A 12,146-nucleotide genomic window follows, 5' to 3' on the forward strand; every position below is an offset into this window, starting at 1 on the left:
TCGTAAACAGGTATTAGATCGTATATTTATAGTAATCCTGTGAGTGGTAGCTTCTAAAGCCACATGATTCATATAGCTTTAATGCATGAGCATTTTTAGCTTCGACCTCGAGAAAAACGGATAGCCCTTTTTGAACTTCTGTTTTAACAACCTTTGTTAGTGCCTTTCTACCAATTCCTTTTCCCTGTAGTTCGGGAAACACAGCAAAGCCATAAATCCATGCTTCTCTATCGGCTTCAGCAACGCGGATTTTTCCGGCTGTTTTTCCATCCGCTTCAATAATAAAGTTTTGATCACTACTGTTTTCCCTAATCTGTTGATTGAACCGTCGTGCTTCGTCCTCATTAAATCCAAAGGCCGAGACTTCAAGCTGTATTTCTGCTTCGAAATCCTCTGTTGTGGTAGAAGGCCTTAGAGTAACAGAAGGGTCCTCGGAAAGCTGCACCTTGTGCCACTTCATTTGATATTCTGCTACATAAAAGGCACAAGGAACATCAGTTAAAAACTCCTTCGCTGATAGGGAGGAGCTTGGAGCATTTAATAAAATCTTCTTGATATTTCGCCTCTTAGCTTCCTCAATTCCTTGTTCAAGTAATCTAGTGAAAATTCCTCTTCTGCGATAATCTGGGTGCACCATTCCGCAAAGCTCTACTTTATTGCCAAAATCATAACTACCAACGAAACCGACAAGTTTATCATTCTCATAATGAAAAAAGTCTTCTTTTTCCTGTCCTGATCTATTTTCAAGCATGTCATAATTAAGTTTCAGGTGAAATCCTCCATCTTTCTCGCAAACCGCCTGAAGTTCTTTTATGCTAGCTAATTCTTCCTGTGTTAACATCGCATTCACCTCTATTTTTATAATCCCTTATGTTAATTCTTTTAGTCCTTGCTATTTTCCTTCTTTTATAAACTAGACAAGAATCATTAAGTAAAACTGAAAAAGAACTTGAAAGTTTACAGATAGGAAAATTAAATTTAATATAAAAAAGAGAATATTTAAAAAATACAAAAAAATAGTCTATCTTATTTACTTTCTATATTCAGGAGTGATTCGATGATAGCTCTTTTTAAGATGAATGATTTATATGAAGACAAAATAAAAAAATTATTACAAGATTTGGGATACCAAACGGCTAGTTTTTATTCCATTAACTCCATACTAGATCAAATTATGAATCCAATGGTTATAATAACACCTGCCATTTTTCAGAAAGAGTTAGAGGGTCTTTCATTTCCGATTATTCCTATCCCAATAACTATTAAAGAAATAAAAAAGGCTATTAAGGTAATGGTTGAATTCCCAGAACAAAGAGAGTATTCATTTATAACCTCAAATGAAGAAATCGAGTGGTTGAGAAAAGAATACGTGGAACATGTTGCAAATGATCAGATTCAAATCTCCTTTTTGACAGAAAAACAATCTACTACAATTAAGCAAAATCATGTTTATTTAGCCCCAATTTGGATGAAAGGCTTAATATCTAACCCACTTATTAAAAATTTACATTTTATAATGCCTTCTTTCACTTCAGTTATTCCATTTTTACAGCTAGCAGGATCATTAACGAACTTAATTGAGGAAATGGTAAAAGAAAGGTATCAAGTAGATGCGATCGTCAATTCAACGCATGATGGAGTTGTTGCAATTGATAGAGCCGGAAAAATTAGATTGGTTAATGATCATGCAAAAACGATCTTAGGTGTTGATGAGGATATGAAGGGGCGAAACATCACAGAGTTCATCCCACAATCCGATATGTTACGAGTTTTGAAAGCTGGGAAGATTGAAAGGGGAGATATTGCAACTGTAGGAGGTCGCCAAATTGTTATTAATCGATCTCCTGTCATCGTCAAAGGAAAAATTGTCGGAGCCGTATCAAATTTCAAAGAAATTACAGATATTCAAAAAGTAGAATTACAACTACGAAAAAAACTTCATCAAAATGGGCTAGAGGCAAAGTATAGACTCAGTGATGTAATTGGGGAAACACAAGAAATAATCGAGGCAAAAGAGCTTGCAAGAAAATTTGCTGAAACAGAATCTACAGTTTTAATCACTGGTGAGTCTGGAACTGGTAAAGAATTATTTGCTCAAGGTATTCACTCAGCAAGTCATCGATCGTTTGGTCCATTTGTAGCTGTGAATTGTGCAGTCCTGCCAGAAAATCTTCTAGAAAGTGAAATATTTGGATATGAGAAAGGCACATTTACAGGCGCTTTAAAAGATGGAAAGCCGGGTTTATTTGAACTTGCACATGGTGGTACACTGTTTTTGGATGAAATTGGTGAGATTCCTTTACGAATTCAAGCTCTATTATTAAGGGTACTTCAAGAAAGAACGATTAGGCGTGTTGGTGGTGAGCGGATCATACCGGTGGATGTTCGGATCATTACAGCAACAAATCGAAATTTAGAGGAGGAAGTGGAAGAGAAACAATTCCGTTCTGACTTATATTATCGTTTGAATGTACTAGCTCTAGAATTGCCGCCTCTTCGCGAGCGCTTAGCGGATATTCCTAAATTAGTAGAGACCTTTCTAAATGAATTTAATGAAAAAAGAAAAAATAAATTCTTTAACGTTGAAAAGGAATTAATTGGTTTATTCCAGAAGTACGATTGGCCTGGGAATATTCGTGAATTAAGGAATACAATTGAACGGATGGTGGTCCTTGAAGAGAGTAATAGTTTAAGGCTTCAGGGAGCAAAATTTCTTTCTGAAAAAATAAAGAGAAGGAAGTTATCAGGAGAAGCTACAAATAAACAAAGTATTAAAAATAAGGAAAAAGAACTCATCCTCACGACATTAGAAAAATATGAAAATAATAAAAAGTTAGCAGCACAATCACTCGGAATAGACCGATCCACCCTTTGGAGAAAAATCAAAGAATATAATATATGATGTTTCAAAAAGCAACTCTATGTTGCAGTTTAAAACATCGCTTTTAAAAACAGGGGTATTTATCCTTGTTTTTTATTTAATAATTCTAACTTTTCTAAATTTTCAATCTTGGCATGAAACTTGCAAAAACTTAGTTAGATAGATTTAAAACCTCTCTTTTTATTTGAATAGAGGGTTGAGACATTTTCGAGATTTTTTAAAGAATCATAACCATACCAAAATGGAGGTTAATAATGAATAGAATGTATATTTATGGAAAATGGGTAACGTCCGTCTCTGGGGAGATTATTTTATCTTATAATCCTGCCAATCATGAAGTTATTGGCACAGTTCCCAGGGGTGGTAAGGAAGATATTGATTTAGCTGTAGAAGCCGCGAAGAATGTATTTGAATCAAGTGAATGGCAATCATTAAAACCAAGTATAAGAGGAAATGCTCTTTATGAAGTTGCACGAAAAGTTCGTGAAAGATTTGAGGAGCTTGCCATGATTGAGACATTGGACACAGGGAAGCCTCTTTCACAAGCTAGAAGTGATGTCGAAAGTAGTGCACGCTATTTTGAGTATTATGCTGGTATGGCAGACAAAATGTTTGGTGAAACAATTCCAGTAGCGCCAAATGTTATTGACTACACGGTTCGGGAACCTATGGGGGTTTGTGCGCAAATTATCCCTTGGAATTATCCACTTCAAATCACCTCAAGGGGTGTGGCGGCTGCCATAGCGGTTGGAAATACAGTCGTAGTGAAACCGGCTGAAGATACTCCATTGTCGGCAATAAAGTTAGCGGAAATATTTTCTGAGATAGAAGTCCTCAAAGGTGCTCTTCAAATTGTAACAGGATATGGTTCTGAAGCAGGAGCAGCACTGGTGAATCATCCAGATGTCAATCATATCACTTTTACAGGTTCAGTTAGCACTGGTACGAGTGTTATGATATCTGCGGCTAAAAATATAGTTCCTGTAACACTGGAGCTGGGAGGGAAATCACCACAAATTGTTTTTCCTGACTGTGATCTAAATGAAACGGTTACATGGGTTACCCGTGCGATTATTCAAAACGCGGGTCAAACTTGTTCAGCCGGCTCCAGGTTGTTAGTTCACTCCAAAATTAAAGATGAAATGATTGAGAAATTGGCAGAGAGAATGAAAGGGATAAAAATTGGCTCCGGGATCAATGACAGTGAGTTGGGTCCAATTATTTCAAGGAGGCAGTTTGAGCGAATACTAGCTATGGTCGAGAGAGCAAAAGAGCTAGGTGCACGTGTCATTATTGGTGGAAAGCAAGCAAAGGTAGAAGAGTTGGGTGAAGGTTATTATTTTGAACCAACTATTATTGAAAACGTTTCTCCATCTAGTGAAATAGCTCAAGAAGAAGTTTTTGGCCCCGTATTAACCGTATTTGAATTTGAAACCGAAGAGGAAGCTATTAATTTAGCAAATGGAACTTCTTATGGTCTCGTAACAGGAATTTGGACAAATGATCTATCACGGGCACATAGAATAGCCAGTAAAGTGAAAAGCGGTCAGGTTTTTATCAATGATTATGGTGCAGCTGGTGGGGTCGAGCTTCCTTTTGGTGGCTATAAAAAAAGCGGAATTGGCCGTGAAAAAGGAGTAGAAGCTTTACAAAATTATACTCAATTAAAAAATATCGCGATAAAAATAAAAAGTGATGATTAAATAAGAATCCTTTAAAAAGCTTAATCAATTAGGTTATTTTTAAAAGAATTTAAATGAAAGGAGTGATAGATTTGCAGCACTTTTCAGTTGCTTTAATTCCGGGGGATGGAATTGGCCCAGAAGTGATGAATGAGGCCATTAAGATATTAAAAAAAGCGGAAGAGATACACGGCGGTATTACTTTCTCTTGTGAATCTTTTGATTGGGGGTGTGAGTTTTATCTTCAAAATGGAAGAATGATGCCTGAGAATGGGTTAGAAATTTTAAAAGATTTTGACGTAATTCTATTTGGGGCTGTTGGTGCAAAATCTGTTCCGGATCACATATCGGTCTGGGAGTTGATTTTGCCCATTCGCCGGAAATTTCAACAGTATGTGAATTTGCGGCCAATTAAGCTCCTTCAAGGTATAGAAAGCCCATTGAGGTATAAAACCCATGAAGATCTTGACTTCGTTGTCGTTAGGGAAAATACCGAAGGGGAGTATTCCAATATGGGCGGACGCGTTCATGAGGGAACCCCATATGAACTAGCTGTGCAAAATAACATATTTACAAGGTACGGTTCTGAAAGAATTTTAAACTATGCTTTTTCATTGGCAGAGAAAAGGTCGAAGAAGAACCTTACAGTGGCAACAAAATCAAATGCGATCAACTTTACCATGCCCTTTTGGGATGAGATGGTGAGAGAAATAGGCAATAATTATCCTGATGTAAAAACACAACTCTACCATGTTGATGCACTTGCTGCTTATTTTATTTCCAGACCTGAAGCCTTGGATGTGGTTGTGGGAAGTAATTTGTTTGGAGATATTCTAACAGATTTAGGTGCAGCTATCGTTGGAGGGTTAGGGTTGGCTCCGTCTGGCAACATCAATCCGGAGCGTATTTACCCCTCTATGTTTGAACCGATACATGGTTCTGCTCCAGATATTGCAGGAAAAGGGATTGCCAATCCAATCGCCTCTATTTGGAGCGTTAGTATTATGATGGACCATCTTGCACTCCCTGATGTAGGGAAGTTAATTCTAGATTCTATTGAAGGGGTATTAGTAGATGGAAAAATAAGAACACCTGACCTAGGCGGCACTGCCAATACCGTTGAAATGGGCGATGCAATTGTTTCAAAAATGGTTCAATTAAGCCTTAGCGCTAAACTCTAAAAGGGATCATGAAATAAGAACATTTTAGAGTTAAAGATAGAATTTTGATTAAATGGAGGTGTCCAATCTATGAATATATTAAGCGGAAAGACGGCACTTGTAACCGGAGCAGGATCGGGAATGGGGAAAGCTATTGCTTTATTATTCGCAAATGAAGGGGCTAATGTAACGTTTGCTGATTTAAATTATGAGTCTGCAAAAACAGCAGCAAGTTCAACGGGTCTAGAACGAGTGCAAGCCATTCATGCAGATGTAACGAGTGATTCGGATGTTGCAAACCTTGTGAATCAAACATTGGAAGCCTATGGCGGATTGGATATTGTCATTAACTGTGCGGGTGTTCCACAATCCTTCACATCTATTGAAGAATTAACCTTGGAACAATGGGATTTAATTATGAACGTAAATACAAAATCCATTTTTTTAACTTCTAAATATGCTGTTCCAGTCATGAAGCAACAAAAGAGTGGAAGTATTGTTAATATTGCTTCCATTGCTGGTATTAGAGCGAGACCAGGATTAAACGCGTACTGTGCATCAAAAGGGGCTGCAATCATGCTGACAAAAGCACTAGCACTTGAATTAGCTCCTTTTAAAATTAGAGTAAATGCCATCAATCCTGGCCCGGCTGATACACCTATGATTGGTAAATTCCTTGTAGGGGATGAGGCTCAAAAAGAGGAGGGAATGAAAAAGATCTTTCAAGACAGTGTTCCATTGGGGTCGTTAATTCTACCAGAGGATATTGCCCAAGGTGCCTTATATTTAGCCTCTGATTTATCTAAGATTGTGACTGGAGAGGTTCTAAATATTGATGGAGGACGTGGGATTTAACAAAAATCTATTGAGAGAGGAGTATAAAATGGAACCAATTATTCGTTTAGATAATGTATCGTTTGCCTACAAAATAAATGAAAAAACGAAAGTATCCGTTCTGAAGAATATCTCCTTTTCCATTTTCCCTGGAGAATATGTAGCAATCATTGGCCACAATGGTTCAGGGAAATCTACCTTATCCAAACACTTGAACGGGATCTTAACCCCGGATCATGGGGATGTCTGGGTTCACGGGCATAACACGAGAGAGATGAAAAAGAAACGGGATATTCGTCGAGCTGTTGGCACCGTCTTTCAGCATCCAGATAACCAAATTGTTGCGACAATCGTTGAGGAAGATGTAGCCTTTGGACTAGAAAACATTGGTGTAGCAAGAGAAGAAATGAAAAAAAGAGTGGATGAAGCTTTAAACGTTGTCAAAATGTCGGAGTTTCGCCACAGACCGCCACACCATCTATCAGGGGGACAAAAGCAGAGGGTCGCGATTGCCGGTGTGTTAGCAATGCAGCCAGATTGCATCGTTTTTGATGAAGCAACAAGTATGCTTGACAGCTTTGGCCGAAAAGAAGTTCTTCAGGTGATGAGAAAGATGAACGATATAGGGATGACCATTATTACGGTAACCCACCATATGTCCGAAGCAGCGGAAGCGGACCGGATTATCGTCATCGAGGGTGGGCAAATCGTCATGGACGGTCCCCCGCGTGAAATTTTTAAACATAAGCAGGAATTAGTGAATCTGCAATTAGAAGTGCCTTCTGTTAGCCAAATGGCTGAAGTGATTCACAGTCAACTTACTAATTTTTCAAGGGACTTAATCAAAGAGGAGGAGTTTGTTGCGGAGGTAGAAAAATTATCCAAAGAGGAGGTGGTATAAAATGCCGGAGAGACCGATCATCGAAATAGAGAATCTATCACATACGTATATGAAAGGTACCCCGATGGAGCATGTTGCTTTAAAAGGCGCCAATCTGTATGTAGAAGAAGGGGAATGCATTGCCATTATTGGCCATACTGGGTCGGGAAAGTCGACCTTAATTCAACACTTCAATGGTCTGATGCGTCCGGAATCCGGAAAAGTAATCATTGATGGGGAAGACTTATCAAAGAAAAAGGTAGATTTAAAAACGCTGAGACAGAAAGTGGGACTGGTTTTTCAAAACCCGGAGGATCAAATTTTTGAAAAAATCATTGGCGATGATATTGCCTATGGCCCCTTCAAATTAGGTCTTCCACTAAAGGAGGTGAGAGAGCGTGTTAAGTGGGCGATGGATGTTGTAGGTTTAGATTTTGAGGAAATGACGGACCGACAAACCTTTGCTTTAAGCGGGGGACAGAAACGGAAAGTAGCCTTAGCAGGGATTCTAGCTTTAAAACCAAAAATTTTAGTACTTGATGAACCGACAGCGGGTCTAGATCCAAGGTCGAGGAAGGAATTGCTTGAAAAAATTAAACGGTTAAACAAGGAAGAAAAATTAACCGTCGTTTTTGTGTCACACAATATGGAGGAGGTCGCAATGCTAGCTGACCGTGTCTATGTGATGGCAGGCGGAACCGATGTGTTATCAGGCACCCCGAAAGAAATTTTTACGGATAAAGAAAAACTGCAGCGACATCAAATCGGGACCCCCGAAACGGTACAGATCCTTTATCGATTAACCGATCTTGGATACCAAGTAAATACGGATGCCTTTTCCATTATTGAAGCAGCGGACGAAATAATGAAGGTACTTACCGGCAGGAAGGAGGGTTCGACACATGTCCAGCGAATTTGAAATATCCCGTAGTATAACAATCGGTCAATACGTCCCAACGGGCTCGTTTATTCATCGATTAGACCCAAGAATAAAGCTTCTTTCTTTTGTCATTCTCGTGTTAGCAATTGCCTTTAATACGAGTTATATCGGAAATGCCATTGGTCTAGTCTTATCTCTTTATTTATTCTGGGCATCCAAAATTCCTATCAGCTATGGACTATCTGGTGTGAAACCAGCGATTCCTTTTATTATCATCCTAGCGATTTTGCAGTTGCTTTTTCAAGGACAGCTCTTTTCAGATGGTAGAGTGTATATTGATTATGGTTTTATTTTAATCACCAGTGAAAGTATTCGTTTGGTGGTTGTTTCAGCAGTTCGATTTGTTGAAATTATCTTCTTAAGCAGTGTTCTTACCTTATCTACTTCCACCACAGAATTAACACACTCCATACAAAGCTTATTGAGTCCGTTAAAAAAAATTCATTTCCCGGTTCACGAAATCTCTCTAATAACAACAATTGCGATTCGATTTGTCCCAACCTTCGCTATCGAGATGGAAAAAATGATGAAAGCACAAGCCTCAAGGGGAGCTGACTTTGGTACCGGCGACTGGTGGAGAATCATTCAAAGAACAAAAGAAATGTTTCCAATTATTATTCCTTTATTTAATATCGCATTGTCAAGGGCTGAGGACCTAATTCTTGCCATGGAATCTCGCTGTTATACACCAGGGGGTGACAGGAGTTCCTTCTCCGTGTATAAAGCCCTAACAAAGGATTATCTAATATTATTGGTTGGGTTGCTATTCTCACTACTACTACTTTTTTACCCGTTTCCTTTTTAATTAAAAAAACTAAAAACAAAAGGAGAGATTTTGAATGAAAAAGTCATTAACGGTTCGTGATATTGTCATTGCTGGTGTGCTGGGTGCGATAGCCATTCTTTTAGGGGTAACACGGTTGGGGTATATACCTGTTCCAACAGCAGCAGGGAATGCGACCATCATGCACATTCCTGCAATTATTGGAGGAATTATGCAGGGGCCGGTGGTAGGCTTAATTGTTGGAGCCATTTTTGGGATTTCTTCGTTTCTTAACGCAACGGTTCCTCTCTTTAAAGATCCATTGGTTTCCATTTTGCCTCGTTTATTGATCGGCGTAGTAGCCTGGCTTGTGTATGTTGGACTCCGCCGCAGAAGTGAATACGTTGCTGTTGGAGCAGCTGCCTTTATCGGGACATTGTCGAATACGGTATTTGTGTTAACAATGGCTGTCATCCGCAATTATTTAACCGCAGGAGTTGCTTGGACCGTCGGAATAACAAACGGAATTCCTGAAGCTATTGTAGGTACGATTGTGACTTTAGCAGTTGTATTAGCTTGGAAACAGATAGGGAAATCTCAAAAATCAAAGATATCTAAGGATGTATAAGGAATGTATGACCAAATCACGGATGTACCAGGTGTAAAAGTAGGCAATAAAGAAAATCAACAGGCATTGACGGGTTGTACAGCCATCCTTTTTGATGGTGGTGCAGTTGCGGGAGTGGACGTAAGAGGTTCCGCTCCCGGAACCAGGGAAACGGACCTTTTGAATCCAGTTAATTTGGTCGATAAAGTGCATGGCATCTGTTTAAGCGGAGGCAGTGCGTTTGGTTTGGATGCCGCTTCCGGTGTGATGCAATTTTTGGAGGAAGAAGATATCGGTTTAGATGCGGGTGTTGCTAAGGTTCCCATTGTTCCAGCAGCGGTCTTGTTTGATCTTCCTCACGGAGATCCAAAGGTTCGACCAGATAAACAAATGGGTTATGAAGCAGCAAAAGCGGCAACAACTGAGAAGTTTAACACGGGAAATTATGGAGCGGGCTGTGGAGCGACGGTTGGTAAATTAGCCGGTCTCGACTTGTGTATGAAGGGTGGTCTCGGAAGTGCATCGCTTCGCTTAAATAATGGTGTTGTGATTGGAGCGATTGTTGCGGTCAATCCAGTCGGAGATGTCCGTGAACCTTCCACGGGGGAAATTTTAGCAGGGCCGTATAAGGAGGGGAGTATTCTTGATAGTATCAAGCTCCTCGAACAAAACTATAGCCCCACCATTCCAGCTGGGTCGAATACCACCATTGGAGTGGTTGCAGTAAATGCAGAATTAACGAAGGCAGAGGCAACAAAGGTAGCACAGATGGCACAAGATGGATATGCAAGAACGATTTTTCCAGCTCATACCTTGTTTGATGGAGACGCGATTTTTGCTGTTGCCACAGGAGGGGAAAGGATTCCTGTAGATGTGATTGGAGGCCTGGCAGCAAAGGTCATGGAGAGGGCAATTCTTAATGCGGTTCAATCCGCTGAAAGTGTTGGAGGAATTATCGCTCACAAAGATGTAGCTAAAAATCAATAAAACGGAGGGGTTCATGTTGGCTGTATATAATTATGTGGATGATCAGGAAGTTGTAAATTTGACTCAAGCTCTTGTTCGGATTCCAAGTGTTTACCGCCCACACGACCCTATGGGAAATGAAAGCAGAGCGGCACAATATGTTTATGAATACCTAAAGGGTTTAGGGCTTGAGGTATATATCGAAGAAGTTGTCAAGGGGCGTCCAAATGTCATTGGCATTCTTGATTCCGGCAGACCTGGAAAAACGATTCTCTTTGAGGGACATACCGATGTAGTGACAGAGGGGGACTGGGATGCCTGGAGCTATGATCCCTTTGGGGCCGTAATTGAAGGCGGAAGAATGTTTGGCAGAGGAACGAACGATACAAAAGGAAATCTATCAGCAGCGATTGCAGCGGTCCATGCTATTAAAAAAAGTAATGTGAAATGGAATGGAAAGATTATTTTGTGTGTCCCTTGCGATGAGGAAGGCATGATGATTGGCATTAAGCATTTTATAAAACGGGGCTGGGCACAGGGGGTGGACGGTGCCATCATCTGTGAACCGGAAGAAAATCAAATCTGCATCACTCAAAAAGGGGCGATGAGAGCGGTCATTCGTACTTATGGAAAAATGGCTCATGGTGCCATGCCGCTAGCCGGAATCAATCCCAATACGAGAATGGCGCAGGTTATTTGTGAACTTATGGCACTCGAGGAACAAGAGAAGCAGCGACTCGGTCAACACCAATATTTAGGTTTTCCAAGTATTACCCCGACAATTATTTTAGGGCCGGAAAAAGGTGAGCCGCAAATCAATGTCATTCCTGATCATTGTTATAGTGCCATGGATATACGCACAGTACCTGGACAGAACCACGACCAGTTGCGGGCTGATATGGAGAAAATTTTAGCTCGACTGGGTTCCAAGGATCCAGATTTTAAAGCTACACTAGAGGTGATTGAAAGTCGGCCTTGGACAGAAACGAGTTTGGAGGATCCGATTGTGAGGGCTAGTGTGGAATCATTCCGTTCAGTTGCCGGAAAGGAACCGATTTATAATGGCGTACCAGGGGCCACAGACGGAACCTTCTTACACCTGGCTGGTATTCCTATTGTCACAACAGGAGCGGGTGACCGTCATATCCCCCATCAAATCAATGAATATATTGATGTAGCAGAATTAGTGGAAGCATCGAGGATTTATGCCCAGACGGCGATGCTGTTTTTGAATGAGTAACAGTAACACAATAGATTGAAAAAGTCTCTTCCTATCATTAGGAGGAGGCTTTTTATTTCTAGAGCTAGAAAAGAAGGAGTCATGTCCAACTCTATATTCAAGTATGTCAACATGAAGCTTCAGTACAAGGGAAATTATCTTATAGATTTGAAAATGAGTGTTTGCTATAGTTATATAAAAAAAGGAGTGACCA

General features: G+C 40.0%; 11 protein-coding genes. 10 read left to right on the plus strand and 1 reads right to left on the minus strand.

The window, feature by feature from the left end:
- Positions 1–13 precede the first annotated feature (13 nt).
- Complete coding sequence (locus AC3A54_RS05380) at positions 14–841, minus strand: GNAT family N-acetyltransferase (protein ID WP_487653623.1); 828 nt, start codon at positions 839–841, stop codon at positions 14–16.
- Positions 842–1,057: 216 nt separating this feature from the next.
- On the opposite strand from AC3A54_RS05380, the gene AC3A54_RS05385 reads away from it, so the two are divergent.
- From AC3A54_RS05385 to AC3A54_RS05430, 10 genes are all read left to right on the plus strand, one after another.
- Positions 1,058–2,902, plus strand: coding sequence for a sigma-54 interaction domain-containing protein (locus AC3A54_RS05385; protein WP_487653624.1), 1,845 nt, complete (start codon positions 1,058–1,060; stop codon positions 2,900–2,902).
- 233 nt (positions 2,903–3,135) lie between these two features.
- Positions 3,136–4,584: an aldehyde dehydrogenase family protein gene (locus tag AC3A54_RS05390; protein WP_487653625.1), complete on the plus strand. Its 1,449-nt coding sequence runs from the start codon at positions 3,136–3,138 to the stop codon at positions 4,582–4,584.
- Between the two features lie 71 nt (positions 4,585–4,655).
- The gene (locus AC3A54_RS05395; protein ID WP_487653626.1) at positions 4,656–5,744 is read left to right on the plus strand and encodes a tartrate dehydrogenase; all 1,089 of its coding nucleotides are present in this window, start codon (positions 4,656–4,658) and stop codon (positions 5,742–5,744) included.
- 69 nt (positions 5,745–5,813) lie between these two features.
- A complete protein-coding gene (locus AC3A54_RS05400) occupies positions 5,814–6,578 on the plus strand; it encodes an SDR family NAD(P)-dependent oxidoreductase (RefSeq protein ID WP_487653627.1) in 765 nt (254 codons plus the stop codon).
- A 28-nt stretch (positions 6,579–6,606) separates the two neighbouring features.
- The gene (locus tag AC3A54_RS05405) at positions 6,607–7,458 is read left to right on the plus strand and encodes an energy-coupling factor transporter ATPase (protein ID WP_487653628.1); all 852 of its coding nucleotides are present in this window, start codon (positions 6,607–6,609) and stop codon (positions 7,456–7,458) included.
- Position 7,459: 1 nt separating this feature from the next.
- Positions 7,460–8,356 (plus strand): energy-coupling factor transporter ATPase, encoded by an 897-nt coding sequence (locus AC3A54_RS05410; RefSeq protein ID WP_309863294.1) that lies wholly within the window; start codon positions 7,460–7,462, stop codon positions 8,354–8,356.
- Positions 8,340–9,182 carry an energy-coupling factor transporter transmembrane component T family protein gene (locus AC3A54_RS05415; RefSeq protein ID WP_487653629.1) on the plus strand — a complete coding sequence of 281 codons (843 nt, stop codon included), beginning with the start codon at positions 8,340–8,342 and terminating at the stop codon, positions 9,180–9,182. Before AC3A54_RS05410 ends, AC3A54_RS05415 begins: the two co-directional genes overlap by 17 nt.
- Before the next feature lie 34 nt (positions 9,183–9,216).
- Positions 9,217–9,768, plus strand: a complete 552-nt coding sequence (locus AC3A54_RS05420; RefSeq protein WP_309863287.1) for an ECF transporter S component — start codon at positions 9,217–9,219, stop codon at positions 9,766–9,768.
- A gap of 3 nt (positions 9,769–9,771) precedes the next feature.
- Entirely contained in the window at positions 9,772–10,734 is a 963-nt protein-coding gene (locus AC3A54_RS05425; protein WP_487653630.1) for a P1 family peptidase, read from the plus strand.
- A gap of 13 nt (positions 10,735–10,747) precedes the next feature.
- Positions 10,748–11,953, plus strand: a complete 1,206-nt coding sequence (locus tag AC3A54_RS05430) for a M20 family metallopeptidase (protein WP_487653631.1) — start codon at positions 10,748–10,750, stop codon at positions 11,951–11,953.
- Positions 11,954–12,146: the final 193 nt, after the last annotated feature.

Source organism: Neobacillus sp. Soil_C_43, from assembly GCF_057656715.1.